Source organism: Streptomyces sp. NPDC060000 (genome assembly GCF_042737375.1).
Lineage (GTDB): Bacteria > Actinomycetota > Actinomycetes > Streptomycetales > Streptomycetaceae > Streptomyces.
This window is the reverse complement of sequence record NZ_JBHWUU010000012.1, coordinates 49,854-75,520: the sequence shown is the minus strand read 5'-3', so window position 1 is coordinate 75,520 and position 25,667 is coordinate 49,854. Positions and strand designations below refer to the sequence as shown.

Genomic DNA, 25,667 nt, shown 5'->3' with positions numbered 1-25,667 from the left:
GGCGCATGCGCCGCTCCCGTGGCCGTGGCCGACGGCCCGGTCGGGGACGTGCCCGGTTCCCTCGGCGGCGCCGGGGGCACGAACGCGGCCGGGTCCGTTCCGGCTCCGCGCATCATGCCACCGGGCGTACCGGGCCGTCCCGCGGCCACCGAACCTCCGGCTGCCGAAGCCGGCGACGGCGCAGCGCCCAGTCCGCTGCCCCTGGCATCCCCCGGACCAGCCATCACCCTGCGATCCGGCAAAGCGCCCGTCGGCGATCCACTACCGGCGCCCGCGCCCTGGTCCGGCACCCGCCCCGGCGCCGTCGTCGCGGTGCCGGCCGGCTCCGTCCCACGCACCAACGGCGCGGCGGTCCCGGCACCACGCACGGCAGCGGCGTTCGGGGTCGTCCCCGCATCCCGCGTCCCGGCGGCTGCGGGCTCCGTCCGTCCGGCCTCGGTCCCGGTCGGGCCCACCGGCCCGAGCCCGCTGCCCGCGCCGCTGGTACCGCCCGTTCCCGAAGGCCCGGCCACCGGTGGCACACGCCCGTCCGCAGCACCCGCGCCGGCCGGCACCCGGCCGCCACCGGACGCTCCTCGCACCTGCTCGGTTGCGGCCGGGTCCGGCAGTCCGGTACGCGTTCCGGTCCCGCCTGCCGGGTCGGCGGACAGCCGCACCGTCCGCGCGCCTTCCGGAACACCGGCCGGCCCTGCCATGGGCATCGTGCCGGCGCCATCCACGGAACCGGCCGCCCCGGACGGCCGGCCCGGCACCCCCTCCGGCGACGCCGCCGCAGGCGACGGTCCGCCCTCGAAGCCCGGAAGCCCGGAGGGTGCCCGCGTGCCCTGCGCCCCGCTCCCGCCACGCACCGCGGACACCCCGGCCGTCGCGCCGCCCTCAGCACCAGCCGCGCTCGCCGCCCCGCCCCGCGCGCCCCCGGCCTCGTCCGGTACGCCGGGGACGGGCTCGGCGGCGCCCGCCGAGCCCCTTCCCGCCGTACCGCCCGACTCCGCAACCGCGGCCGCCGTCCGGCCACCGCCGGCGCCACCGGCTTCGGGGGCACCCACACCTTCGGGCGAGGACGACAACGCCTCGGAGGGCACCCGGCCCACCCCAGCGGACCCCGCACCCTGCCCTGTCGCGCCGGTGCCGGTGCCGGTGCCGGGGTCCACCGTGCCCACGGTCTTCACCCCGCCGGGCTCCGTGAAGGACGGTGCCTTCTCCGGCAGCGACGTGACCGCCTCGACTGCGTCGTCGACCGAGGTGGTCTCGCCTTTCCGCCCGCCCGCAACCCCGGGGGTGAGCCCGAACATGAACCCGCCGAGGAACCCCAGACCCAGGTTCCCTTCGGCGCCGGTCGCGGCGTCGGTCGCCGCCGTGCCCACCAGGCCCGACAGGCCGGCGACGACGCCACGGCCGATGAGCGAGTCCGCCTTGGGCACCAAGCGGCCGATTCCGGAGATGAGCGGGAAGGCCGCGCCGCCGATCGCGCCGCCGATCGCCATGTTCTTGATGGCGTCCCCGTCCAGGTGCTTGCGCTCCCCCGAGAGGATCTCGATGGCCTGGAGCAGGGTTTCAAGCGCAGTCATCGACGCTGTGCCGACGGTCGTCGAGATCAGCAGCTGTCGCAGGATCGTCAGGATCACCTGGCGTACGCCGGTGATCAGGGCCGGCGCCGCCGCAAAACCGAACAGCGTGTTGGCCAGCATGGCCAGTTCGACGAGGAGATACACCAGCATCACCAGGACCAGGCGGATGGTGTGCAGGAGATTGAGCAGAAAGTTGTCGGTCATCTCCCGCAGGTCGTCGGCGGACTTCGCCAGCGCCGGCAGCGTCGTGCTCAGCTGCCGCATGTAGTCGCTGAACGCGTCGGCGGGAGAGCCACTGACATTCGCCCGGACACTGGAGTTGACCGCGTTGATCTCGCCCAGCAGGCCCTCGACCTGCCGGGCGGCATCTCCCCAGATCGCCGCCTGCCGGCGCAGCAGGTCAGGGTCGGCGTCCGGCAGCGTCGTGCCGGTGAGTTTCGCCGCCCACTGCAATGCCTCGGGGACCTCGCTCATGCCTTGCCGTGGCCTCTGCCGCCGGTGCCGCGGCTACCGCCCATCTCCGACGTGAGGCTCTTCGTAACGTCCTCGGCCGCGTTGCCGGCGGTCTCGAAAAGCCGGGCCATGTCCTTGAGCCCCTGTGCGCTGCCTCTCATCAGGTCACCCACGGCCGAACCGCCCTTGACCATGCCCTCGGCCTGCGGCAGGTACCGCTCCGCGAACGCCTGCCCGGTTCTGTCGTTTCCCCACGGGGCCGAGCCCATGGCGCTCAGCTCCACGCTCAAGCCCTTGAAGAACACCGTGATGTGCTCCCCCAGCCTGGCCAGGGGCTCGCTGGCGCCCTTCAGGCCGTCGGGGTCCACAACCAGGTTGGGTTCCGCCATCTGCCTCACTCCTCGAGAACGGCGTGTGTCGACCGGCACCGACCCCGGTGCCGACCGTTGACCTGCGAGTTCACTTCAGCGCGATACGCGGCCCGTCCATGGCTCGATGCGTGATCCGCCCCTCGTCCACGTACGCCTTCACGTCGTCCGGCATGCCAGGCTCACGCGGCAGCAGCTCACCCACGTTCGCCGTTCCCCGCAGCAGTTCCGTGGCGTCCAGCCCGGCGGGAAGATGCGGCGTCATCACCTCGGCCAGCGCCGCGGTGGCCTTGGCCCTGGCTTCCTGGACGGTGGACATCACCAGGTCAGCCAGTTCCTTGGGCGCCATCCTCCGGTAGGCGCCGGTGGGGAACTCCACCTCGGTCACCTCGCCCTGCGAGCCCACGGTGACTTTCATCGCCTGCGCCTTGGCTGTCGCGGTGCCGGACACCTCTCTCATCCGACGCTGCAACTCACCGATCTGCGCGAGCTGGGACTGGTAGCTCGCGAGCAGTTCCTCGATCTCCGCGTCGTATGGCGTGGACACCTGGTCCCTCCTCTCCCGGCCGGGCGGTCTCCCCCGAAGCGGGCGGTCCGTCCGGGGGCGTGGCGGCACACGCCACCGCGCTCCGCCAGTGGACCCGACCGGGACTCCGGAGGAGAACACCAGGTCCGCAACCCTGCCCGGGTGAACGCCAAGCCTGTCCGAACAGACGCCACCGGGCCGGCGGCCAACACCGCCGGCCCGGAGCGCCCGCGAACCGGACAGCCCCCTCGACGCCCACGTCCGCCCGGCACCCGCCCCTCCCACGCGGCCAGTTCGGGCTTGGTGGCGAACGCGGTACGAAGTTCTCGCCGCGGTGCGCGACCGCATCGAGACCACGCCCTGGCGCGGGAAGCGGGGACGGACCGCCCTGCGGGTGCTGCGGGCCCATCTGAACTTCGCCGAGATCGCGGGGAGCCCTCTGCACCACGTCAGAGAGCGGCAGACCGCAGGCGTTGGGACGCTCGCGGGGCAGCTTTCCGCCGGCCCTGCAGGGCGTGCTCATGGAGCAGGTCCAGTGGACCCACCGCGAAGTCCTCACCCCGCACGGCCTGACGGCGTCGGGTGTCACACCACGTGAGGTGGATGTGCTGCGGCTGCTCGCGGAGGGCAAGGAGCTGTCGGAGATCGCGGAGCAGCTCTCGTACTCCGAGCGCACCATCAAGTACATCCTGTCCGGTCTGATGAAGCGTCTGGATCTGCGCAACCGCGCGCACGCGGTGGCCCACGCCATACGCTCCGGCCTGATCTGACCCGGCACACCGGCATGTCCTGCCCGGTGTGCCGACGCGGATCGGTTGGGCTTCCGTGAGGCGGAAGCAGTGTTGCGTCCCCGTGACGCCCTTCCGGACGATGTCGCCATCACCCAACGACGGGAGCCGCAACGATGCCGCACACCACCGCATTCGCCAGGAACCAGTGGTACGTCGCCGCCTACAGCGCCGAGGTCGGGCGCGAGGAACTGCTCGGCCGGACGGTTCTCGGGGAGCCGCTCGTCTTCTACCGGACCGAAGAGGACGGGACGCCCGTCGCGCTGCACGACCGCTGTGTGCACCGGCGTTTCCCGTTGTCGGAGAGCCGGCTGGACGGCGACCGCATCGTCTGCGGCTACCACGGGTTCACGTACGACACGACCGGCGCCTGCGTGTACGTGCCGGGGCAGAAACGCATCCCGCGCACCGCCCGGGTCACCGCCTACCCGGTCGTGGAGCAGGACTCCCTGGTGTGGGTGTGGATCGGCGACCCGGCACTCGCCGACCCGCAGACCATCCCGCGCGCCCGGCACCTCGACTCCCCCGGCTGGACGACCGTCCGCGGCATGGAGCCCATCGACGCGGACTACGGGCTGCTGGTCGACAACCTCCTCGACCTCTCCCACGAGACGTATCTGCACGGCGGATATATCGGCACCCCCGAGGTCGCCGAGACGCCGATCACCACGGAGGTCGACGAGGGCGCGGGGATCGTCCGGGTGAGCCGGCACATGGACGACGCCGAGTGCCCGCCGTTCTACGCCCGCTCGACCGGCATCGAGGGCCGGATCACCCGCTGGCAGGACATCGAGTACCACGCGCCCTGTCTGTATCTGCTGCACAGCCGTATCGCGCCGGTGGGTCTCCTGCCCGAGGCGGACGGCAGCGACCCGAACGGCTTCCACACCGAGATCACGTACGCGATCACGCCCTCCGCCGACGGCAAGGTGTACGACTTCTGGATGGTCTCGCGGGACTGGGCGACGGACGACGAGGAGGTCACCGAGTTCCTGCGGGGCAACAACCACACGGTGGTCATGCAGGACGTCGACGCGCTCAACCTCCTTCAGCGCACGCTCGGTTCGGAGCGCACCGGCTACCAGGAGCTGAGCATCAACATAGACACCGGCGGCCTGGCCGCCCGCCGCATCCTCGCCCGGCTGGTGGAGGAGGGCGACAAGCCCGCGGAGAAGGTCCTGTGAGCACCGGTCCCACCGGCGAGATCTACCGCATCGACTGGCTGCCGGGCACCGACGTGCTGCACGGCACCTGTCACTGCGGCGCAGAGCACACCGCGCAGGACCCGATCGAGATGTGGGAGTGGATGCTCGGCCACCCCGAAGGACACCGGCCGCGAGGAACCGACTCATGAGCGTGCACGAAGCCGAACTCATCGTGTCAAGCCGCGAGTTCGCAGCCGACGGGGTGCTCGCCCTCACCCTGCGCCACCCGTTGGGCGAGCCGCTCCCGGCCTGGGAGCCGGGCGCCCATGTGGACCTCGTCCTCGGCCCGGAGCTGGAGCGGCAGTACTCGCTGTGCGGCGATCCGGGCGACCGTTCCGCCTGGCGGATCGCGGTGCTGCGCGAGCCGTCCGGGCGGGGCGGATCCGCCCATGTGCACGAGCAGTTGAGGGCGGGTGACAAGGTGCGGGTGCGCGGGCCGCGCAACCATTTCGCGCTGCGTCCGGCCCCCCGCTACCGCTTCGTCGCGGGCGGCATCGGCATCACCCCCATTCTGCCGATGCTGGCGGCGGCCGAGGCGGCGGGCGCCGAGTGGAGCCTTCTCTACGGCGGCCGCAGCCGTGACTCCATGGCCTTCACAGGGGAGTTGGCGCGCTACGGCGACCGGGTGACCGTCGCCCCGCAGGACGAGACCGGTCTGCTCGACCTCGGTTCCGTGCTCGACGCTCTGCCCGAGGGCACCCTCGTCTACTGCTGTGGTCCCGGTCCGCTGCTGGACGCCGTGGAGGAGCGCTGTCCGCTCGGCGCGCTCCGGGTCGAGCGGTTCCAGGCGAAGGAGCAACCGGTCGGCGCGGACGCCGAGTTCGAGGTCGAGCTCGCCCGGAGCGGCCGGACGCTGACCGTCGCGGCGGGTGTCTCCGTGTTGGACACCGTGCGCGCGGCGGGCGTCGAGGTGCTCTACTCCTGCACGGAGGGCACCTGCGGCACCTGCGAGACCGACGTCATCGAGGGTACGCCGGAGCACCGGGACTCCGTCCTCGGTCCGCAGGAGCGGGAGGCCGGGGAGACGATGATGATCTGCGTGTCCCGGTGCAGGGGAAGGAAGCTCGTCCTGGACCTGTGATTGAGGGGGGCGCCCCGCCCCCCGCCGGCCCTCCCCCTCGCCGCCCTCCCCCCTCCATCACCCCCGGCCGCGGTGGACATGCCACACCCGCCCGACTGTCAACAATTTCGTCAGCCAAACCCATTGACCCCGTCGGACGGCGGGCTCTACGTTCCCTGCACGCCCACAGAGCACTACTGTGCGGTGTGCGCACAGCCTGTCGGAACACCGTTGTCTGCACAGGAGGAGCCTTGCGTCGTCTGCTCGCCGGTCTCGCGGCCGGCACCTTCCTGCTCGCCACGGCGGCCTGTGGCTCGTCCGGTGACTCCGGCACCACTGCCGGGAGTTCGTCGTCCTCGGGCACCACGACCGTCAAACTCGGCCTCATTCCCATCGTCGACGTGGCGCCCGTCTACCTGGGTGTGAAACAGGGCTTCTACGACAAGCGCGGCCTGAAGCTGTCGATCACCACCGCGCAGGGCGGCGCGGCGATCGTGCCCGGAGTGGTCAGCGGGCAGTTCCAGTTCGGCTTCAGCAACATGACGTCCCTGATGGTCGCGCAGTCCAACAACGTTCCCGTGCATGCCGTTTCGAACGGCATCGCCTCAACGGGCTTACAGGGCAGGGACTTCGGGGCGATCACGGTGAAGAAGGGCAGCCCGCTCAGGTCCGCGAAGGACCTGGAGGGCAAGAAGGTCGCCATCAACACCCTGAAGAACATCAACGAGACCGCGGTGCGTGAGTCGGTGCGCAAGGCGGGCGGTGACCCGGACGGGGTGAAGTTCGTCGAGCTGGCCTTCGACCAGATGCCCGCCGCCCTGGACAGCGGGCAGATCGACGCGGCGATGGTCGTCGAACCGGCGCTGGCGACCATCAGGAGCCAGGGCGGTGTGGAGATCGCCTCGCCGCTGGTGGACGTGGCACCGAACCTCACCGTCGCCATGTACTTCACCTCCACCCAGTACGCGCAGAAGAACCCGGAGGTGGTGAAGAAGTTCCAGGAGGCCACCGCGGAGTCCCTCGCCTACGCAGACGCGCATCCGGACGAGGTCCGCCAGATCGTCACCACCTACACCAAGATCCCGGCATCGGTGCTGGCACAGGTGACGCTGCCCAAGTGGCCCGCCGAGGCGAACCGTTCGTCGATCGAGGCGCTGGAGAAGCTGGGCGAGCGCGACAAGCTCTTCAAGTCGGCCCCGGACCTGGACAAGCTGCTGCCGTGAAGGGCGCGAACCTCGCACTCGGTGCGGCCGGGCTCGCGGCCTTCCTCGCCCTGGGCGAGGCGGTGCCGCGGCTCGGACTGGCCAAGGAGGCCTATTTCCCTCCGACGAGCCGGATCGCAGGCGCGCTGGCCGACGAGCTCGCCGATCCCGCCTTCTGGACTGCGCTCGGTGACACCCTCACCGGCTGGGCCCTGGGCCTGGCGATCGCGGTGGGCGCCGGGATCGTGGCCGGCGTGATCATCTCGGTCGTCCCCCACCTCCGCGAGGCGACGGCCTCGACGATCGAGTTCCTGCGCCCGATCCCGTCGGTGGCCCTGATCCCCCTCGCCGTGCTGCTGTACGGCACCGAACTGCGCTCGGTCCTGCTGCTGGTCGTCTACGCCTCCTTCTGGCAGATCCTGATCCAGGTCCTGTACGGCGTCCAGGACGTGGACCCGGTCGCCGAGGAGACCGCCCGCTCCTACGGGCTGGGCACCTGGGCGCGGATCCGGCATGTGCTCTGGCCGACCGCGCTGCCGTACGTCATGACCGGCGTGCGGCTCGCGGCGGCCGTCGCGCTGATCCTCGTCATCACCGCCGAACTGGTCATCGGGGCACCGGGGTTGGGGGCGCGAATCGCCGTGGCGCAAACCTCGCAGGCGGTGCCCGAGATGTACGCCCTGATCGTGGTCACCGGGGTGCTGGGGCTGCTGATCAACGTGGGCGCCCGGTCGGTGGAGCGGCGTGCGCTGGCCTGGCACCAGTCGGTGCGCGGGGAGGTGGCGGTGTGAGCGGGGCATCCCCGGCCCGGGCGAGGCCGAGCGTCTGGCGGCGCGTCCTGCTGCGGCTGCTGTTCACGCTCGCCCTGCCGGCCGTGCTGGTCGGCGCGTGGTGGGTGGCGTCCGACGGGAGTACGGACGTGTACTGGCCGCCGCTGCGTACGATCCTGAAGGCCTTCCCCGACGTGTGGACGGCCGAGCGACTGCGCGCCGACGTCCGGCCGAGCCTGTTGAGGCTCCTCGGCGGTTACGCGACGGCGACCGTCGTCGGGGTCGCGCTGGGCTCGGTCATCGGCTCCTACCGGCGGGTGCGGGCGGTGTGCGAGCCGGTCCTGGAGTTCCTGCGGGCGGTGCCGCCGCCCGTCCTGGTGCCCGTCGTGATGCTGTTCGCGGGCATCGGCGACACCATGAAGGTCGTCGTCATCGCGAGCGGCTGCGTATGGCCGGTGCTGCTCAACACCGTCGAGGGCGTACGGGCGGTGGACCCGGTGGTGGCGGAGGCCGCGCGGTCGTACGGCATCACGGGGGTCGCCCGGTTGCGCCGCGTGGTGCTGCCGTCGGCGAGCCCGCAGATCTTCGCGGGGCTGCGTCAGGCGCTCTCGATCGGCATCATCCTGATGGTCATCAGCGAGATGTTCGCCGCGAGCAACGGACTCGGGTTCACCATCGTGCAGTTCCAACGCGGCTTCGCCGTGGCGGACATGTGGACCGGCATCCTGGTGCTCGGTCTGCTGGGCTTCGTCCTGTCGCTGCTGTTCCAGGTGGTCGAGCGCCGGATGCTCGGCTGGTACCACGGTCTGCGCGCATCCACCCGGCGGTCCCCGTGACCCTCGCGAAAGGGCGTTCCATGCACCCGCGTCTCGCCGTATCCGGCCTGCGGAAGGTCTACGAGGGGTCCGGGCGCCGGGTCGAGGCGGTGCGCGACCTGACCTTCACCGTCGAGGCGGGTGAACTCGTCTGTCTGGTGGGGCCGTCGGGCTGCGGCAAGACCACCCTGCTGAAGTGCCTGGGCGGGCTGCTCGCGCCGACCTCCGGTGAGGTGCTCCTGGAGGGGCGGCGGGTGACCGGGCCGCCGCCGGACATGGCGTTCGTCTTCCAGGAGTACGGGCGCAGTCTCTTTCCGTGGATGCGGGTCGGCGAGAACGTCGAACTGCCGCTCAAGCAGAAGGCGTTGTCGAAGGCGCGGCGGCGGGAGCTGGTCACGGACGCCCTTCGGTCGGTCGGCCTGGCGGACGCGTTCACGGCGTATCCGTGGCAGTTGTCGGGCGGGATGCAGCAGCGGGTGGCGATCGCCCGGGCGCTCGCCTACGAGCCCGGGGTCCTGCTGATGGACGAGCCGTTCGCGGCGGTGGACGCGCAGACCCGCGCCGATCTGGAGGACCTCGTCCGAGGGCTCTGGCGGGAGCGGGGAATCACCATCCTGTTCGTCACGCACGACATCGACGAGGCCGTCTATCTCGGCGAGCGGGTCATCGTCCTGTCCGCCTCCCCCACGGTCGTCCAGGAGCAGCTGAAGGTCGATCTTCCGCCGGAGCGCGACCAGTTGCACACGCGCGTGGCCCCGCGCTTCGCCGAACTGCGGACCCAGGTGTACGAGCAGATCCAGACGGCGAAGCGCGGGGTCCCCGTGGACCGCGTCACGAAGTCGGGTACGCCTCCGCCTCACTGAATTGCCCGGCCGGCCAACCGGTGTTGGCGGTGACGTTCAGCCGCGGCCAACGCAGGTCCGCGGTGGCCGGAAGGGCGACGGTGACGGTGTTGCCGCTCGCCGGGTCGAAGCGGTAGCCCCGTGCGGCGACCACCGTCGCCGGGTCCTCGATGCGGTCGACCGGGATGTCGCCCTCGGGCAGGCCGAGTTCCTCGCCCTGGTGGACGTAGGCCGCGCCGGGCAGCGCCGGCGACAGCAGGGCGGCGGCCCGGACGCGCCGGGTGCCGCAGGCGATCGGGACGCGGGGCCGACGTGCGCCGACCAGGGCGCCGTCGGCGACCTGAACGCCGACGGTGCCCGGTCAGACCTCGGGGGCCGGGACCACGCTGAGGTGGCTCGCGGTGCGGCGCGCGGTGCGTGTTCTGCGGGGGGCGGAGGCCGGGCGGGTGGCGCGGAGCACCATGGTCAGTCGGGTGTACCCCATGTCCTGCAAGGTCCTGGGGGTGTCGCCGACGATGCGGCACTCCGTGGCGCCCCAGCGCGGGTCGGGATGCAGAAGGGGGCGGACCGCCCCGTCGTGCTCGACGGCGCCCTCGCCGACCGCGCGGATCCAGTGCGGCAGCCCGTGCCGGTAGGCGGCCTCCATGATCGGATCCTGGGCGATGTCACGGCGGATCGCCTGCAGCCCGTGGTCGTGACCCTGACGCTCCATGGCCGCGGCGAAGCGGGCGAGCATCGGCAGACACCAGCCGGCCTCGTGGTCCCCGAGAACCGAGGGGGCGTCGGGGTGGAAGAGGACGAACCGGAGGAAGTTGTCACCCGGCAGGGCCGTCGGATGCGGGCCCACGTCCCGGAAAAGTGACGCGAAAGCGGCGTTGGAGAGAACGACGTCCCAGCGGTGGTCGAGGACGACGGACGGGAAGGGGACGGCCTCCAGGTAGGTGGCGTAGTCCTGCAGGTACGCCTGGGCTTCGAGACTCTCGGGGACGGGCCGCGGTACGGACCGCTGCCCTCCTGCCTGATACGCCATCGGGAGGTCACCCCTCTTGCCTCTGCGGCCTTCACGCGGCGCCTCGATCCTGCTGCCCCGACGCGAGCGGTGTCAACTATCGTGGCATTCGGCGCTTGTTGACGGCTGAAATTGGCCACAGTTGTGGCGAGACCTGGATGTGAGTTCGAAAGACCGGCTACTCTCCACGCAGTCACGGCGACCGTCTGTTCTGGTGATCGTGTGTCTGTGAGAGGGACGTGAGAGACCTAGGAGACCTGTCGGTGGCGGAGGATGGCATCGAGGTTCCGGGCACCGTGGCGACGCTGCTGCTGTCGGCCGTCGTCGCCCGTGTCGCCGCGCTCGCCGACCGGCTCGGCGTGCCGCACGCGGAGGTCTTCGGCACCGGCCGGCTGTCCGTCGCCTCCGGTGTCCCGGAGGCGGTGGTCAGGGCCCTGCTGAGCGGCCGGCCCGCCGGTGAGCCCGATGTGCAGGCCCGCTTCCTGCAGCGCCTGGACCTGTTGCGCCGTACGCGGCTCAAACCGAACGGCCGCAAGTACACCCAGCAGGAGATCGCCGACGGCGCCGGCATGTCGCGCCAGCAGGCGGGCGCCCTCATCAACGGCGACCGGCGTCCCACGATGGAGCACTGCGACGCCCTCCAGCGTTTCTTCCGCGTCCACGCCGGCTTCCTCACGGCCGAGGACCCGGAAGCGCTCGCGGGCGCCCTGCAGCACACCGAGCAGGAGCTGCTGCAGAAGCTCGCCGCGCGGGAGGCGGCCGCGGCCGCCGAGGACCCGCTGGAGCGGCTGCTGCAGGACCACGGCGTACGCGGGATCGCGTGGCGGGCCGCCCAGCTGCCCACCGACCAGCACCGCGACAAGGTCGCCGAGTGGCTGGACATGCTCCTGGAGAGCGTGAAGCGGCCCGAGTCGTGATCCGGGGGAGAAGCGTGAGCATCGCCAGGGAAATGCGCCGCCTCAGCGGCGAGTTGGTCGCGGAACTGACCCTCCCGGCCCCCGCCGTGCCGGTCGACCTGTACACCGCCCTGTGCGACGGGATGAGCAGACGACGCGGCCGCCCCGTGCACTTCCGCATGGCCTGCTTCCCGACCGACACGGCCAGTGGACTGTGGCTCGACATGGCCGACCAGGACCTCGTCGTCATCGAGGAACGCACCGCGCCCGACCACCAGTTGGTGATCCTGGGCCATGAGCTGTGGCACATGAAGGCGGGCCACTGCGGCGAGCACGTCGAGGGCGCCGCGGTCGCGGCCCGTCTACTCAACGAAGGGGCGGATCTGCAGGCGACGGTGCGCAGCGTCGCCGCGCGCACCCGTTTCGACCTGGCCGACGAGAGGGAGGCCGAGAGCTTCGGGCTGCTGCTGGCCAGCAAGTGCCGTATCTGGCTGCCGGGTTCGTCGCCCCGAGAGCGGGGGCAACGGGACCATCTGGCAGGCCGGATCGAGGCGTCACTGGGCTATCTGGGGCCCCAGAACTAGGCCCGGCCGGCGGCCGTTTCCAGGGGCGCCCCGTGCGGTCGTGCGGCGGTCAGGTCGCGCTGCGCTCGCTCGCCCCGCGCAGGTCCCGTTCCGCGCCGTCCGGCAGGCCCGTCGTCCCCGCTGCGGGCCGGCCCTCGCGCAGCAGCCGGCGCCAGTGGTCGCGGCTCCAGTCGGCCGGGGCCGTGGTGCGGGTGAACTCCTCGACGAGGTGGCGGAACCGGGCGGGGTCGCTGTGGAACGGGAAGTGGCCGGCCCCCTCGAAGATCTCCAGCCGGCTGCCGGGCATCGCCTCGTGGGCGCCGTACGCGTGCCGCACGGGCACCACGCTGTCCCGGTCGCCCCACAGCAGCATCGTCGGCATACCGGCCGTCAGGTAGCAGCGGTCCAGCATGGTCACGACCTGGCCCCGCCAGTCGACCACCGCGCGCAGGGTGCGGATGAAGGCGTTGCGCGCGGTCTCGTCCGGCAGGGCGTCGACGAGGTGGAGCAGGTCCGGGGCGTCCTGGCCGAGATCGGTGTCCAGCAGTCTCATCAGGCCGACGGCGAGGCCGACCTGGAACCGCGCGCCCGGCAACCGGAGGGCGGACAGCGCCAGATGGGCGCCCGGCAGCGAGACCAGCCGCAGGGCGGGGTTGACCTCCCGGCCGACACCGCCCGCGCTGACGAGGATCAGCCGTTCGGTGCGCTCGGGGAACTGGTAGGCGAACTGCATCGCCACTCCCCCGCCCAGCGAGTGCCCGACCAGGGTCGCCGACTCGATGCCGAGCGTGCTGAGCAGATCGCGCAGGCCGTTGGCGTACGCGGCCACCGAGTAGTCGGCGCGGGGCTTGTCGGACGCGCCGTGGCCGAGGAGGTCGGGAGCGATGACGGTGTGGGTGCGGGCGAGGCCGGGGATCAGTTCGGCCCAGGTCGACGAGGAGTCGCCGATGCCGTGGATGAGGACCAGCGCCGGGCCCTCGCCGGCCATGCGGAAGGCGCGCCGGTATCCGTGCACGACCCGGTACCGCAACCTCGGTTCACCACCGCCCACCGGGCGCAGCCGGACGGCGCGCGCCGGGCGCCGCTGCGGGGCGTCGACCACCCGCTCACCTCCCGTTCTCCTGGCCGCCGACGGTCCGCCGGAGGCCCTTCACACCAGCGTAGGACCCCTTTCCGCCAGGGGATTTCCAGGAGGTTTCGCCTCCGCTAAGCGGGCGAACGGGAGCCGGGCCGGGCCGGATTGTCAGTGGTGGGCGGCAAGCTGGGGGGTGCGCCGCCGTGCGGGGGCGTACGCGCCGTCAGGGCGCGGGGGACACGACGCCGACACGGGGAGAGCCGACCGATGCCCACTGCCGTACTGACCGACCGCGAGCGCACCGCCGTACAGGCCTACCTGCGGCTGCTGCACACCGTGCGTGCCGCCTTCGGCGACGAGGGGGACACCAGTGGCGCCGGGGCCCCCGGTCCGCCGCACGACCGGCTGCCCCCGGTGGTTCCGCCCGCCGTTCTCGCCGAGGCGGAGCAGGCCCTGGCCGACGCCGGTCTGGCGGGCAACGAGGAGGAGTTCTTCCGGCTGCTGCACAGCTGGTGTCCGGGCCGGTGACCGCGTGGGCGGTCGCCTCAGCCGTGGTGCACCGTGACCGCCGTGGCCACCAGTCCCCGCCGGACGGTCCAGCGGCCGTCGAAGTGCCCGAGCCGGTGGCCGCCGACCACCGGTCCGGGGACGAGCAGCCGGGCCCGGAAGGCGCCGTGCGGGCCCCCGGCCGGGCCGGTGGCGGGGGTGAGGTCGATGTCCGCCTCGCTGAAGTCCAGCCACTTGCGGGTGAGGGGGAACCACGCCTTGTAGACGGACTCCTTGGCACTGAACAGCAGCCTGTCCCAGTGCACCTCGGGGCGTTCCGCGGACAGTCCGCGGAGCCGCTCCACCTCCGCGGGCAGGGCGACGGCGGACAGGACACCCTCGGGAAGAGGCTCGTGGGGTTCGGCGTCGATGCCGAGGGAGGCCAGGTCGGCGGCCCGGACCAGGGCGGCCGCGCAGTAGCCCGCACAGTGGGTCATGCTGCCCGTGAGGCCGTCCGGCCACTGCGGGGCCCCGCGCTCGCCGGGCAGCACGGGCTGCGCGGGCACACCGAGCTTCTCCATGGCGCGCCTGGCGCAGGCACGTACGACCGTGAATTCGCGGCGGCGCTTGGCGACCGCCCGCGCCACCAGCACCTCTTCCTGCGGGTACAGCGGGGCTCCCCCGAACTCGCGGACGCCCTCCTCGCCGAAGGCCTCCACCGCCACCACCGACTCCGGCAACAGGTCGTCGATCACTCGGTCCCGGCCTCCCTGGGCAGGATGCGGCGCAGCCGGCCCGGCGGCTGCGCGCGCTTGCGCCACTCGCGGGGATAGCCCACCGACACCTCCTCGAAGCGGACGCCCTCGTGCCAGGTGGTCCGCGGGATGTGGAGGTGGCCGTAGACCATGGTCTCGATCCGGAACCTGCGGTGCCAGTCCGCCGTCAGCCCGGTGCCGCACCACATGGCGAACTCGGGATGCCACAGCACGTCCATCGGGTGCCGGTGCAGGGGATAGTGGTTGACGGGGACGATCGGCAGGTCGTCGGGGATCTCGGCGAGCCGCCGTTCGGTCTCGGCGACGCGGGCCCGGCACCAGGCCTCACGGGTCGGATACGGGTCGGGGTGCAGCAGGTACTCGTCATTGCAGACGATGCCGGTGCCCTGCGCGTAGGCCAGCCCCTCCTCCTTGGTGGCGCAGCCGGCCGGGAGGAACGAGTAGTCGTACAGCAGGAACAGCGGCGCGACGGCCACCGGCCCGCCGGGGCCGTCCCACACCGGGTAGGGGTCCTCGGGTGTCGTGACACCCAGGTCGCGGCAGACCTCGACGAGGTGCTCGTAGCGGGCGACCCCGCGCAGGGTGACCGAGTCCGTGGGATGGGTCCACAGCTCGTGGTTGCCCGGGGCCCAGACGACCCTGCGGAAACGGCCGGCGAGGGTCTTCAGCGCCCAGCGGATGTCGGCCACGTTCTCCGAGACGTCGCCGGCGACCAGCAGCCAGTCCTCGTCCGACTCCGGGGCCATGGCCTCGACCAGGGCGCGGTTCTCCGGGTAGCCGATGTGCAGATCGCTGATGGCCAGCAGTCGTCCGGCGCCACCCTCCGTCGACGTCACCTTGCGCCCCCGCTCACGAGCCCACGCTCCGCATCCTCACGACTACACCAGTGCCACCACGAGAACACACTCACGCGTGCGGTACAAGGTCGGATCCGGTCCCCCGCCGTACCCGGACACCGGCTCCACCTGCGCCGGAGCACGCCTCTACCCGAACACGTGCCTCACGTGAACAAGATCGGCAAATCCGTAACACGCGCGTTGCACGTTGCACCCCCGGGAAGCCGTATGATCGCCCCAACACCACCGCCATGGACGTCCCTTCACGCAGGGCGGTTTTGGTGACCCCCAATCCCCCTGCCCGGGCCGGGCCTGCTTTGCCCTGCCCGCAAACCGTGAAAGGCGGCCTGCATGGTCTCTCGCGTACGCGTCTGGCTCAACCGCACGTACGCGGAGAACGTGTTCTTCACGGATCAGCTGCGACGAAATCCCAGCGACCGCGCCGTCGAGATCCACGCCACGCACGGTGACGCCGACTCCCCCGTACTGGCCGCCGCCGACACCGCGGAGCTGGAGCCGGAGGGCCTCTCCCCGGCCGCGTACGTCGAGTACGCCCTCGCGCAGTGCAAGCGCCGGAGCATCGACGTGTTCGTGCCCCGGCTGCACCAGGCGGCCGTCGTGGCGCACCGCGCCGACTTCGACGCGGTCGGCACCGCACTGCTGGCGCCGCCGCCGGAGGCCGTCGCCGTCTTCCACGACAAGGTGATCGCCTACGAGGCCGTACAGGCGGTCGGCGTGCCCGTGCCGCCGTGGTACCGGGTCCGGACGGCCGACGAACTCGTGGCAGCCGTGGAGGAGTTGGAGGAGGCCGGGCACCGGGCTTGCTTCAAGCCCGCGTCCGGCGCGGGCGGGGTGGGCTTCCGGATGATCACCCGCGCACCCTTCTCGCTGACGCATCTCAGCGGTTTCCCGAGCCCGTACGTCCAGCTGGACATGGTGGTGGAGGCGCTGAGGCAGGCCGCGGACCAGGGCGAAGAGCAGGTCGACTGGCTGGTCATGCCGCGCCTCGAGCAGCCGGAGGTGTCCGTGGACTGCCTGACGGGACCGGACAACAGGCTTCGGATGGCCATCGGGCGGACGAAGAACGGCCGCCGCCGGGGCTTCACCCTGCACGAGCAGTGGCTGGAGCCCGCACGGCTCATCGCCGAGGGCTTCGGGCTGCACTACCTGTCCAACATCCAGTTCCGGATGTTCGGCGACCGGCCGGTCCTGATGGACGTCAACACCCGGCCGGCCGGCGGTCTGCACCAGCTGTCGCTGTGCGGTGTCAACGCCCCTTGGGCCGCAGTGCAGTTGGCGCTCGGCGAGGACCCGGGTGAGATCGTGCCGCCGTTCCTGGGGCAGGACTACTCGGTGGTCTCGGGGCCGCGTCCGCTCCGGGCGGTCACGCTGCCGCACCAGCGGGTGGAGGAGACCGCCGAGCCGTTGCTGCCGGCCATGCCCGCGCCCGCCGACTCCGTCGAGGTGACCACGGCGGGCGCCGCGCAGGCGCTGCCGCTCTAGGGAGCCCGGAGCAGACATCTCACTCACCGGTATGGACCAATTCCGTCTCTCACCTTGACAGGCGGATTGGTCCATACCAACTTTGTTGCGCACCCCCTTGCACTCCCCTGCACTCCCGAACGCCCCCATTCCTTCAGGGAGATCGCGTGCGCACCAGACCCCTCCGGCGCCCCTGGCGTCGCCTCCTCGCCCTGCTCGGCACCGCCGGACTCGCCCTCGCCGGGGCCGTGGCCCTGCCGGGCACCGCCCAGGCGGCCAACATCCTCACCAACCCCGGACTCGAGTCGGGCGCCCTCTCGCCCTGGTCCTGTACGGGCAACCTCGGCTCCGTCGTCTCCTCGCCCACCCACAGCGGCTCCAAGGCTCTGGCGGGGGCGGTGAGTTCGAGCGACAACGCCAAGTGCAGCCAGACCGTCTCCGTCCAGCCGAACACCACCTACGCGCTGACCGGCTGGGTGCGCGGCTCCTACGTCTATCTCGGCGTCGACGGCGGCGCGTCCACCTGGACGTCGTCACCGTCGGCGTACAGCCGGCTCTCGGTGTCCTTCACCACCGGGGCCTCGCAGACCAGCGCCACGATCTACGTCCACGGCTGGTACGCCCAGGGCACCTACTACGCCGACGACGTCAGCCTCGACGGACCGGGCGGCGGGGGCGGCGGCTCGGACACCCAGGCGCCGACCGCACCCGGCGGGCTGACCTCGACCGGCAGGACGTCCTCCAGCGTGTCGCTGTCCTGGAACGCCGCGACCGACAACGTCGGCGTCACGGCCTACGACGTCTACAGCGGGGCCGCGAAGGTGCTCACCGTCTCCGGTACGGCCGCCACGGTCAGCGGGCTGTCCGCGAGCACCGGGTACACCTTCACCGTGAAGGCACGCGACGCCGCCGGGAACACCTCCGCGGCCTCCAGCTCCGTGAGCGTCACGACCAGCGCGGGCAGCGGCGGCGGGACCGGGTTCAAGCAGGCCGCGCCCTATCTGTTCGAGGGCTGGGGCGATCCGCCGAGCGTGTCCACCGTGATGAGCTCGACCGGCATCAAGTGGTTCACGATGGCGTTCATGCTGGACGGCGGCGGCTGCAACCCGATGTGGGACGGCAACCGGCCGCTGACCGGCGGGGTCGACCAGAGCGTCATCAACCAGGTCCGCTCGGCGGGCGGTGACATCGTGCCCTCGTTCGGCGGCTGGCAGGGCAGCAAGCTCGGCGCCAACTGCTCCTCGGCGAGCGCGCTCTCGGCCGCGATCCAGAAGGTGATCGACGCCTACTCCCTCAAGGCGATCGACATGGACATCGAGAACACGGACGAGTTCGAGAACGAGGCCGTACAGGCACGGATCCTCACCGCTCTGAAGACCGTGAAGGCCAACAACCCCGGCCTGAAGACCATCGTGACCTTCGGGACGTCCACCACCGGGCCGACCTACTACGGCAACCGTCTGATCGAGCAGGCCAAGTCGCTCGGCGCGGACATCGACGTCTTCACCGTCATGCCGTTCGACTTCGGCGGCGGTTCGGACATGTACGGCAACACCGTGAACGCCACGGAGGGGCTGAGGAACAAGCTGAAGTCCACCTTCGGCTGGGACGACGCCACCGCCTACGCCCACATCGGCATCTCCGGTATGAACGGTCTGTCCGACCAGCAGGAGAACACCACCCCGGCGATCTGGACGTCGATCCGGGACTGGGCCAACTCCCACCACATCGCCCGGCTCGCCTACTGGGCCGTCAACCGCGACCGGCCGTGCCCGGGCGGCGGCGTGGTCAGCAACTGCTCCGGCATCAGCCAGAACACCTGGCAGTTCACCTCGATCACGGCCGGCTTCACCGGCTGAGCATCGCGGACGTCGACGGAAGTCCCCCGGGCCCCGGTCCGGGGGACTTTTTCGACGGAGGGTGTATCAGGAACCGGGGAGACCGCTCTAAAGAGTGACGGGCCCCACGGGGGAGCGACAGGGGAAGCACCGGGGCCCAGGGGGAAGCACAGGGATCAACGGGGGAAGACCGGGAATCGACGGGGGATTCCCGGCGCAATGGGGGATCGGGTCGGTCGGCCGCTGTCACGGGGAGCGGCCGGCCGGCCCGAAACGCTGTGCCCCGCCGGTCGCACGGCCGGCTCGGCGGCCCCCGGCTCACGCGATCTCGGCCGGTCAGGGCCCCTCAGAAGCGCCCCGAGCCCCGGTACACCTCCAGTTCGCCGTCCAGTTCCACCGCGAGGACCGTGGCGTGCGGATCGAGGTCGGACCCGGCAGGCGGGTCGATCCACAGCACGCCGACCGCCTCGTGCAGGCCGCCCACGACACGGTGGGCGAGTTCCGTGCCGGTGCCGAGCACCGTGACCCCGCGGACCGGCGTGACCAGGCCCCGGACACCGATCCCGGAACGCGGGACGTCGAACAGGGTGAGGTAGAGGGTGCGGCGGTCGGCGGAGAGGGTGCTGGGACCGTAGTGGTGCCCGGCCGGGAGTCCGCGCACCGTCCCGTAGACGGCCGCCTCGTGCTTGCGGATCCACTCCCCCAGGCCCTCCAGACGCTCGACCTGCGGCTGCGGGACGGTGCCGTCCTCCATCGGACCGACGTCGAGCAACAGGTTGCCACCGCCGCCGATGGTCTCGGTGAAGTAGCGGACCAGCTGGGTGAGCGACTTGTGGTTGTGGTCGTGGTGCCGGTAGCCCCACGAGTCGTTGATGGTGAGGCACAACTCCCAGGGGCCCTCCGGAGGTTCGATGGGGGCGCCCTGTTCGGGGGTGGCGTAGTCGCCCTCGCTGAGCATGCGGGCGTTGAAGACGACGTCCGGTGAGTGGGAGCGGATCAGCGCGGCGAGTTCCTTGATGCGCCACTGCTCCTCGCTGCGGTCCCACTCGCCGTCGAACCACATCAGGTCGGGCCGGTACCGGGAGGCCAACTCGGCGATCTGGCCGTCCCGGTAGGCGATGAACCGCTCCCAGGCGACCAGGTCCTCGTCCTTCGCCGAACACTCGGAGTAGCGGTTGTCCTCCATCTCCGGCGGGCGGCCAGGCTTGCGGGTGGTGGCGTAGTCCGGGTGGTTCCAGTCGGAGTGCGAGTAGTACAGACCGACCTTGAGGCCCTTCTCCCGGAGGGCGTCGGCGTAGCCGGTGAGGTAGTCGCGGCCCAGGTGGAGGCCCCCGTACGCCGTGTCCCACAGGGCGACGCCGTCGTGGTGGCGGCTGGTGAGGACGGCATACCTGGCGCCGGCGCGGGCGAACAGGTCGGCCCAGGCCCGCGGATCGTAGTGGGCGCCGGTGAAGCGGTCGAGCTGGGACATGTACCGGTCGTGGGGCACGACGTCGTCGTAGAACGACCAGGATTCCTGGACGCCGTCGACGGCGTAGATCCCCCAGTGGACGAAGATCCCCAACTTGGCGTCGGTGAACCAGGGTTGCATGGGCACGACTGAACTCCTCGGCGGGACAGGGAACTTCAGGGGTGGGGCGGACGGGCTTCGCCGGCGCGCCCGCCCCGAGGGGACCGGTGCCGACGGCGCCGGAACTGCCCGGCCGCCCGGGCCGACCCCCTGGCCCACCGGCGCGTCCCCGACGATCCACCGCCGGTCGCGGCACCTCGCGCGGGGCGGACGGGCTCCGGGAGCGCGCCCGCCCCGAGATGCCCGGAGCTAACGGCCTGTGACGGCGCGCTCCAGACGGAGCGTCAGGATCTGGAAGGGCCGCAGTACGACGGCGACCCCGCCGTCCTCGCCGACGACCACGGGCTCGAGCGGCCGTTCCAGCAGGTCGGTGACCTGTGCGCGCGCGAGCGGGAAGCCCGTGCGCAGGGTGCCGGTGGCCCGGCCACCGCGGGACTCGTAGAGCCGGACGACGACATCGCCGGACTCGTCGTCGGCGAGCTTCACCGCCTCGACGGTGATGCCCTCGCCGTGCACCGAGACGACGGGGCCGGGTGCGGTGTCCGCCGCGTCGGTGACGCGCAGCGGGAGGTTGAGGGAGTAGCCCTCGGCGACCGCGTCCTCGATGCTCGCGCCGGGGAGCAGCGCGTAGGTGAAGCGGTGCCGGCCCTGGTCTGCCTCGGGGTCCGGGACGCGCGGGGCGCGGACCAGGCTGAGGCGGACGGTGGTGGTCGTGCCGCCGTCCTCGCGGACCGTGCGGGAGACGTCGTGGCCGTAGGTGGAGTCGTTGATGACCGCGACGCCGTAGCCGGGCTCGCCGATGTGCACCCAGCGGTGGCCGGAGACCTCGAACCGGGCCGCCTCCCAGCTGGTGTTGGTGTGGGTGGGGCGCTGGATGTGACCGAACTGGATCTCGGCGGAGGAGTGCGGGGCCCGGATGTCCACCGGGAAGGCCGCCTTGAGGATCTTCTCCGCCTCGTGCCAGTCGATGTCGGTCTCGAAGTCGACGCGGGGGCTGCCGGCGCGCAGGGTGATGGTCTGGGTGATCGTCGAGCCCTTGCCGAAGGAGCGGGTGACCCGGATCGCGCCGACGAGCGGGTCCTCCTCGACGACCGTCACGGCGTCCGGGTCCAGCAGGTCGGTGTACCGGTTCTGGTAGTGCTTGTCGATGTCCCAGGCGTCCCAGTAGTTGGGAAGGTCGGTGTGCAGGCGCAGCAGGTTGCCCGGGTCGGCGAGGACCTCGCGGTTCGCCCGCAGATCGAACACGGAGGACAGGGTGCCGTCCTCCGCGACCTGTACACGGACCAGTCCGTTGTCGAGGACCCGGCCGGAGACCGTCACCGGGTTCGCTGGCTCCGCGCCGGTCAGCGGGGCGCTGCCGCTCGCGGGCACCTCGACGTAGGCCGGTGCGCCCTCGGGGGTGCGGACCACCTCGGCGCGGCCGTACGGGCTGGTGTTGAACACCCGGGGCGAGTCACCCCGTTGCCCGCCGCCCAGCGCGGCGACCGCCTCGGCCGTCAGCACCTCCAGCTCCTCGGCGACCCGCGCGTACTCCGCCTCCGCCTCGCGGTGCACCCAGGCGATCGAGGAGCCCGGCAGGATGTCGTGGAACTGGTGCAGCAGCACCGTCTTCCAGAGCCGGTCGAGCTTCGCGTACGGGTAGGCGTAGCCCGGCGCGTGCAGTGCGGCCGTGGTCGCCCACAACTCGGCCTCGCGCAGCTTGTGTTCACTGCGCCGGTTGCCCTGCTTGGTGCGCGCCTGGGTGGTGTAGGTGGCCCGGTGCAGCTCCAGGTAGAGCTCGCCGACCCAGACGGGCGCGTCCGGGTATTCCGCGCGGGCCTTGGCGAAGAAGGTGTCGGGGTGTTCGATGACGACCTTCGGCGAGCCTTCCAGGTCGGCCAGCCGGCGCGCCCGTTCCATGATCTCGCGGGTGGGGCCGCCACCGCCGTCGCCCCAGCCGAAGGGGGCCAGGGAACGTGAACCGCCGCCCTTCTCCGAGTAGTTGCGCACGGCGCGGTCCATCTCCTCGCCGCTGAACCGCGCGTTGTAGGTGTCGACGGGCGGGAAGTGCGTGAAGATGCGGGTGCCGTCGATGCCCTCCCACCAGAAGGTGTGGTGGGGGAACTTGTTCGTCTGGTTCCAGGAGATCTTCTGGGTGAGGAACCACTCGTTGCCGGCGAGCTTGGCGAGCTGCGGGTAGGCGGCGTTGTAGCCGAAGGAGTCCGGCAGCCAGACACCCTTGGTCTCGATGCCGAAGTGCTCGATGAAGAACCGCTTGCCGTGCACCAGTTGGCGGGCGATCGCCTCGCCGCCGGGCAGGTTGCCGTCGGACTCGACCCACATGCCGCCGACCGGCGCCCACTGTCCGTTCTTCACCGACTCCTGGATGCGCGCCCACACCTGCGGGTAGTTGTCGCGCACCCACTCGTACTGCTGGGCCTGCGAGCAGGCGAAGATGAAGTCGTCGTACTCCTCGGCGAGCGAGGTGACGTTGGAGAAGGTGCGGGAGGTCTTGCGCTTCGTCTCGCGGATCGGCCACAGCCAGGCGGAGTCGATGTGCGCGTGACCGACGCCGGAGATGGTGTGGGCGCTGGCGTGGGCGGGGCTGGCCAGCACGGGCGCGAGGACCGCACGGACGGCCGCGGCGCTGCCGGAGACGTCGTCGAGGTCCAGGGCGTCCATGGCGCGGTCGAGGGCGTGCATGATCTCGTGGCGGCGCGGCTCGTGCTCGCCGAGGTGGACCATGAGTTCGCGCAGCACCTGGAGGTCGAGGTCGAGGTGCCAGACCTCCTCGTCGAGGACGGCGATGTCGGCCCGGCGGAATGTGTACAGGGGGCGGTCGCCCGCCGTCAGTACGTCGCCCAGCAGGGTCGGGCCCGCGAAGTCGTTCGCCAGGATGTCCGGGTTGGAGGCCGCCTCGACCAGGTAGTCGATGCTCTCCCCGCCGGTCGCCGGGTTACCGATCGGCACGTACTGGTTGAGCGGGTTGACCGCCTTCAGCGGCGTCCCGTCGGTGAGGTGGACGAGGGCCTCGGCCTGGTTGCCGGGCCAGTCGCCCACGAAGCCGAGGTCGATGACGGCCTCGACGCGCTTGCCGGCCCACTCGGCGGGCACCTGTCCGCGCATCCGGAACCAGGTTGTGCCCCAGGGCGGGCCCCACGGGGTGTCCATCGCGAAGGGCTCGTAGGCGGCGGCCGCGGCCTCCGTGAAGGGGACGGGCTCCCCCGGCGCCTGCCAGGACTCGACGTCGAAGGGTACGGCGGCGGCGTAGATCGCGGGCTTGATGCGCTGGTTGTGGGCGCGCTCGACGCGCTCCTCGATGCGGCGGCGTTCGTCATGCATGAGCTGTCTCCAGAGAGGGACCACGAGGGCGGGGGCGGCCGGGGCCGGTGGCTGGGCGCACCGGAGGGAACGGCGGGAAAACAGGTGGAGAAAGCGCTTTCCCTCCGGTGCTCACTTAAGGTACGCCAGCCCGGGATGGACGTCGGTGTAGCCCTCGACCAGCTTGCGGGCCACGTTCACCGAGTCGACCAGCGGATGCAGCGCGAACGCCTTCACGGCCGTGGTGCGGGAGCCGGACTCGGCGGCGGCCAGCACCTCGCGCTCCACGCCCTTCACCGCGCAGACCAGTCCGGTGGCGTGCTCGGGCAGCGGGGCCACGGACACCGGATGCGCGCCGTTGGCGTCGACCAGGCAGGGCACCTCGATGACGGCGTCGGCGTCCAGCACCGAGAGGGTGCCCTGGTTGCGGACGTTGAGGATCAGGGTCGTGCGCTCGTCCCCGGCGATGGCCCTCATCAGGGCGAGGGCCACCTTCTCGTAGCCGCCGGAGAGGTCGTCGGCGTCGCGTTCGCCGGCGCCGGCCGTCTCCCGGTTCTCGGCCATGTAGGTGGCCTCGCGTTCGGCGCGGGTGCGGTCCCAGGCGGTCAGGGCCGCGGCGTCGGGGCGCTTCATCTCCTCGTAGAAGCGGGCCTGCTGGTCGGCCAGGAAGGCGCCGCGGGTCTTCTCGACCTGCTGGTAGGCCCGTACGGCTTCCCGGTTGAAGTAGTAGTAGTGCAGATACTCGTTGGGGATCGCGCCGAGGGACTGGAGCCAGTCGACGCCGAACAGCTTGCCCTCCTCGAAGGAGCCGAGCAGGCCGGGGTCGGCGAGCAGCCTCGGAAGTTCGTCACGGCCGGCGACCCGCAGACCGCGCACCCAGCCGAGGTGGTTGAGACCGACGTAGTCGATCCACGCCTCCTTCGGGTCCGCGCCGAGCACGCGGGCGATACGGCGGCCGAGCCCGACCGGCGAGTCGCAGATGCCGATCACCCGGTCGCCGAGGTGGCGGGACATGGCCTCGGTGACCAGTCCCGCCGGGTTGGTGAAGTTGATGACCCAGGCGTCGGGGGCCAGGCGGGCCACCCGCCGGGCGATGTCGACGGCGACGGGGACCGTCCGCAGACCGTAGGCGATGCCTCCGGCGCCGACCGTCTCCTGGCCGAGGACACCCTCGGCCAGGGCCACCCGCTCGTCGTTCGCGCGGCCTTCGAGGCCGCCGACGCGGATCGCGGAGAAGATGAAGTCGGCGCCGCGCAGGGCCTCGTCGAGGTCGGTGGTGGCGGTCACCCGGGGGGCGTCGGGGACGACGGCCGCCTGCTCGTTCAGTACACGGGCGACCGCGTACAGCCGGCTGTCGTCAAGATCGTGCAGAACGACTTCCGTGACCCGGCCCTCGGCGCGGTCCGTCAGGAGCGCCCCGTACACGAGCGGCACCCGGAACCCGCCGCCGCCCAGAATCGTCAGTTTCACTCTCGCACCTTTCCTGCCACGACCACCTCGACGCCCGCCTCCTCGAAGGAGGACCGGGTCGCCGGATCGACCGGCGTGTCCGTCACCACCACGTCCAGGTCCTCGGGACCGCAGACCTTCGCCATGCCCGTACCCGGGAACTTCGCCGAGTCGGCGAGCAGGACGACCTTGTCACCGGCCTTGATCATGGCCCGTTTCACCGGCACCTCGACGACCGTCGTGTCCATCACCTGCCCGCCCGGACGCACTCCACTGGTGCCGAGGAAGACCCAGTCTGCGTGCAGCTGGCGCAGGTTGTCCTCGGTGAGGAAGCCGACCAGGGAGCGGTACTCGCGGCGCACCATGCCGCCGAGCAGCACCAGCTCGATGCCCTCGTCGTCGGCGAGCTCCTCGTAGACCACGAGGTTGCTGGTGATGACCGTCAGCCGCCGGCCGTGCAGCTGCCGGGCCAGGCGGTAGGCGGTGGTGCCGATGTCGAGGAGGACCGACTGACCGTCGGCGACCATGGCCGCGGCGTGCGCGGCTATGGCGTCCTTCTCCCCCACGCGCACCTCGGCGACCTCGGCGAAGGGCTGGTCGCCCTCCTCCGCGACGGCGCCGCCGTGTACCCGGGTGAGCAGGCCGTCCTCCTCGAGTTTCACCAGGTCACGCCTGATCGTGGCAGGGCTCACACCCAGCTGCTCGGAGAGATCGGTCACGGCCGCGGGGCCACCGGAGCGCAGGGCCCGCAGGATGAGTTGATGTCGTCGTTCTGCCAGCACGGCGTGAA

At 71.5% G+C, this 25,667-nt stretch carries 23 protein-coding genes and 2 pseudogenes; 13 read left to right on the top strand and 12 right to left on the bottom strand.

The features are described from left to right. The 3 genes and pseudogenes from ACFWBB_RS09495 to ACFWBB_RS09485 all read right to left on the bottom strand — a co-directional run. A pseudogene (locus tag ACFWBB_RS09495) lies at positions 1-2,042 on the bottom strand (hypothetical protein); the annotation flags it as partial. Further along, positions 2,039-2,410 (bottom strand): hypothetical protein, encoded by a 372-nt coding sequence (locus ACFWBB_RS09490; RefSeq protein ID WP_385268845.1) that lies wholly within the window; start codon positions 2,408-2,410, stop codon positions 2,039-2,041. The pseudogene ACFWBB_RS09495 and the gene ACFWBB_RS09490, both read right to left, overlap by 4 nt. A 70-nt stretch (positions 2,411-2,480) precedes the next feature. After that, on the bottom strand, positions 2,481-2,936 hold the full coding sequence (locus ACFWBB_RS09485) for a YbaB/EbfC family nucleoid-associated protein (protein WP_385268843.1): 456 nt from the start codon (positions 2,934-2,936) through the stop codon (positions 2,481-2,483). A gap of 500 nt (positions 2,937-3,436) precedes the next feature. Here ACFWBB_RS09485 and ACFWBB_RS09480 point away from each other — a divergent pair, with 500 nt between their 5' ends. The 8 genes from ACFWBB_RS09480 (at position 3,437) to ACFWBB_RS09445 (ending at position 9,618) form a co-directional block, all read left to right on the top strand. Next, complete coding sequence (locus tag ACFWBB_RS09480) at positions 3,437-3,685, top strand: response regulator transcription factor (protein ID WP_385268841.1); 249 nt, start codon at positions 3,437-3,439, stop codon at positions 3,683-3,685. Positions 3,686-3,819: 134 nt separating this feature from the next. After that, a complete protein-coding gene (locus ACFWBB_RS09475) occupies positions 3,820-4,887 on the top strand; it encodes a Rieske 2Fe-2S domain-containing protein (RefSeq protein ID WP_385268839.1) in 1,068 nt (355 codons plus the stop codon). Further along, positions 4,884-5,057 (top strand): hypothetical protein, encoded by a 174-nt coding sequence (locus tag ACFWBB_RS09470; RefSeq protein WP_385268837.1) that lies wholly within the window; start codon positions 4,884-4,886, stop codon positions 5,055-5,057. The genes ACFWBB_RS09475 and ACFWBB_RS09470 overlap by 4 nt, the downstream gene beginning before the upstream one ends. Further along, positions 5,054-5,989 (top strand): PDR/VanB family oxidoreductase, encoded by a 936-nt coding sequence (locus tag ACFWBB_RS09465; protein WP_385268835.1) that lies wholly within the window; start codon positions 5,054-5,056, stop codon positions 5,987-5,989. The genes ACFWBB_RS09470 and ACFWBB_RS09465 overlap by 4 nt, the downstream gene beginning before the upstream one ends. Before the next feature lie 230 nt (positions 5,990-6,219). Continuing rightward, the gene (locus tag ACFWBB_RS09460; protein WP_385268833.1) at positions 6,220-7,191 is read left to right on the top strand and encodes an ABC transporter substrate-binding protein; all 972 of its coding nucleotides are present in this window, start codon (positions 6,220-6,222) and stop codon (positions 7,189-7,191) included. Further along, positions 7,188-7,961, top strand: a complete 774-nt coding sequence (locus ACFWBB_RS09455) for an ABC transporter permease (protein WP_385268831.1) — start codon at positions 7,188-7,190, stop codon at positions 7,959-7,961. Before ACFWBB_RS09460 ends, ACFWBB_RS09455 begins: the two co-directional genes overlap by 4 nt. Beyond that, entirely contained in the window at positions 7,958-8,776 is an 819-nt protein-coding gene (locus ACFWBB_RS09450) for an ABC transporter permease (protein ID WP_385268829.1), read from the top strand. The genes ACFWBB_RS09455 and ACFWBB_RS09450 overlap by 4 nt, the downstream gene beginning before the upstream one ends. Positions 8,777-8,796: 20 nt before the next feature. Continuing rightward, positions 8,797-9,618: an ABC transporter ATP-binding protein gene (locus ACFWBB_RS09445; RefSeq protein WP_385268827.1), complete on the top strand. Its 822-nt coding sequence runs from the start codon at positions 8,797-8,799 to the stop codon at positions 9,616-9,618. Here the strand turns inward: ACFWBB_RS09445 and ACFWBB_RS09440 are convergent. Both ACFWBB_RS09440 and ACFWBB_RS09435 read right to left on the bottom strand, forming a co-directional pair. Further along, a pseudogene (locus tag ACFWBB_RS09440) lies at positions 9,587-9,892 on the bottom strand (hypothetical protein); the annotation flags it as partial. The gene ACFWBB_RS09445 and the pseudogene ACFWBB_RS09440 overlap by 32 nt on opposite strands. Positions 9,893-9,958: 66 nt before the next feature. Beyond that, on the bottom strand, positions 9,959-10,627 hold the full coding sequence (locus ACFWBB_RS09435; RefSeq protein WP_385268825.1) for a hypothetical protein: 669 nt from the start codon (positions 10,625-10,627) through the stop codon (positions 9,959-9,961). 242 nt (positions 10,628-10,869) lie between these two features. On the opposite strand from ACFWBB_RS09435, the gene ACFWBB_RS09430 reads away from it, so the two are divergent. After that, on the top strand, positions 10,870-11,523 hold the full coding sequence (locus ACFWBB_RS09430) for a helix-turn-helix domain-containing protein (protein ID WP_385268823.1): 654 nt from the start codon (positions 10,870-10,872) through the stop codon (positions 11,521-11,523). A 32-nt stretch (positions 11,524-11,555) separates the two neighbouring features. After that, a complete protein-coding gene (locus tag ACFWBB_RS09425; RefSeq protein ID WP_385268867.1) occupies positions 11,556-12,086 on the top strand; it encodes a toxin-antitoxin system, toxin component in 531 nt (176 codons plus the stop codon). Positions 12,087-12,135: 49 nt separating this feature from the next. On the opposite strand, the gene ACFWBB_RS09420 is transcribed toward ACFWBB_RS09425, so the two are convergent. Further along, positions 12,136-13,167 carry an alpha/beta fold hydrolase gene (locus ACFWBB_RS09420; RefSeq protein WP_385268821.1) on the bottom strand — a complete coding sequence of 344 codons (1,032 nt, stop codon included), beginning with the start codon at positions 13,165-13,167 and terminating at the stop codon, positions 12,136-12,138. Between the two features lie 240 nt (positions 13,168-13,407). Between ACFWBB_RS09420 and ACFWBB_RS09415 the strand changes: the two genes are divergently transcribed. Next, positions 13,408-13,668 (top strand): hypothetical protein, encoded by a 261-nt coding sequence (locus tag ACFWBB_RS09415; RefSeq protein ID WP_385268819.1) that lies wholly within the window; start codon positions 13,408-13,410, stop codon positions 13,666-13,668. A 17-nt stretch (positions 13,669-13,685) separates the two neighbouring features. On the opposite strand, the gene ACFWBB_RS09410 is transcribed toward ACFWBB_RS09415, so the two are convergent. Then, a complete protein-coding gene (locus tag ACFWBB_RS09410) occupies positions 13,686-14,381 on the bottom strand; it encodes a 4'-phosphopantetheinyl transferase (protein WP_385268817.1) in 696 nt (231 codons plus the stop codon). Beyond that, entirely contained in the window at positions 14,378-15,238 is an 861-nt protein-coding gene (locus ACFWBB_RS09405; RefSeq protein ID WP_385268815.1) for a metallophosphoesterase family protein, read from the bottom strand. Before ACFWBB_RS09405 ends, ACFWBB_RS09410 begins: the two co-directional genes overlap by 4 nt. Positions 15,239-15,589: 351 nt before the next feature. Here ACFWBB_RS09405 and ACFWBB_RS09400 point away from each other — a divergent pair, with 351 nt between their 5' ends. Together ACFWBB_RS09400 and ACFWBB_RS09395 are read left to right on the top strand one after the other, a co-directional pair. After that, positions 15,590-16,741: an ATP-grasp domain-containing protein gene (locus tag ACFWBB_RS09400; protein WP_385268813.1), complete on the top strand. Its 1,152-nt coding sequence runs from the start codon at positions 15,590-15,592 to the stop codon at positions 16,739-16,741. Positions 16,742-16,887: 146 nt separating this feature from the next. Then, on the top strand, positions 16,888-18,579 hold the full coding sequence (locus ACFWBB_RS09395) for a carbohydrate binding domain-containing protein (protein WP_385268811.1): 1,692 nt from the start codon (positions 16,888-16,890) through the stop codon (positions 18,577-18,579). A 325-nt stretch (positions 18,580-18,904) separates the two neighbouring features. Here the strand turns inward: ACFWBB_RS09395 and ACFWBB_RS09390 are convergent, their stop codons facing one another. From ACFWBB_RS09390 to ACFWBB_RS09375, 4 genes are all read right to left on the bottom strand, one after another. Beyond that, positions 18,905-20,155, bottom strand: coding sequence for an alpha-L-fucosidase (locus ACFWBB_RS09390; RefSeq protein WP_385268809.1), 1,251 nt, complete (start codon positions 20,153-20,155; stop codon positions 18,905-18,907). Positions 20,156-20,377: 222 nt separating this feature from the next. Further along, positions 20,378-23,449 (bottom strand): alpha-mannosidase, encoded by a 3,072-nt coding sequence (locus ACFWBB_RS09385; RefSeq protein ID WP_385268807.1) that lies wholly within the window; start codon positions 23,447-23,449, stop codon positions 20,378-20,380. Between the two features lie 111 nt (positions 23,450-23,560). Further along, positions 23,561-24,898 carry a 6-phospho-beta-glucosidase gene (locus ACFWBB_RS09380; RefSeq protein WP_385268805.1) on the bottom strand — a complete coding sequence of 446 codons (1,338 nt, stop codon included), beginning with the start codon at positions 24,896-24,898 and terminating at the stop codon, positions 23,561-23,563. Further along, complete coding sequence (locus ACFWBB_RS09375) at positions 24,895-25,659, bottom strand: DeoR/GlpR family DNA-binding transcription regulator (protein ID WP_385268803.1); 765 nt, start codon at positions 25,657-25,659, stop codon at positions 24,895-24,897. The genes ACFWBB_RS09380 and ACFWBB_RS09375 overlap by 4 nt, the downstream gene beginning before the upstream one ends. Positions 25,660-25,667 lie beyond the last annotated feature (8 nt).

Bases quoted from the DNA above. Each gene is read 5' to 3' on its own strand.
- ACFWBB_RS09425 (WP_385268867.1), top strand. From the start codon at position 11,556: ATGCGCCGCCTCAGCGGCGAGTTGGTCGCGGAACTGACCCTCCCGGCC.
- ACFWBB_RS09435 (WP_385268825.1), bottom strand. From the start codon at position 10,627: ATGGCGTATCAGGCAGGAGGGCAGCGGTCCGTACCGCGGCCCGTCCCC.
- ACFWBB_RS09400 (WP_385268813.1), top strand. From the start codon at position 15,590: ATGGTCTCTCGCGTACGCGTCTGGCTCAACCGCACGTACGCGGAGAAC.
- ACFWBB_RS09480 (WP_385268841.1), top strand. From the start codon at position 3,437: ATGGAGCAGGTCCAGTGGACCCACCGCGAAGTCCTCACCCCGCACGGC.
- ACFWBB_RS09475 (WP_385268839.1), top strand. From the start codon at position 3,820: ATGCCGCACACCACCGCATTCGCCAGGAACCAGTGGTACGTCGCCGCC.
- ACFWBB_RS09385 (WP_385268807.1), bottom strand. From the start codon at position 23,449: ATGCATGACGAACGCCGCCGCATCGAGGAGCGCGTCGAGCGCGCCCAC.
- ACFWBB_RS09415 (WP_385268819.1), top strand. From the start codon at position 13,408: ATGCCCACTGCCGTACTGACCGACCGCGAGCGCACCGCCGTACAGGCC.
- ACFWBB_RS09465 (WP_385268835.1), top strand. From the start codon at position 5,054: ATGAGCGTGCACGAAGCCGAACTCATCGTGTCAAGCCGCGAGTTCGCA.
- ACFWBB_RS09445 (WP_385268827.1), top strand. From the start codon at position 8,797: ATGCACCCGCGTCTCGCCGTATCCGGCCTGCGGAAGGTCTACGAGGGG.
- ACFWBB_RS09490 (WP_385268845.1), bottom strand. From the start codon at position 2,410: ATGGCGGAACCCAACCTGGTTGTGGACCCCGACGGCCTGAAGGGCGCC.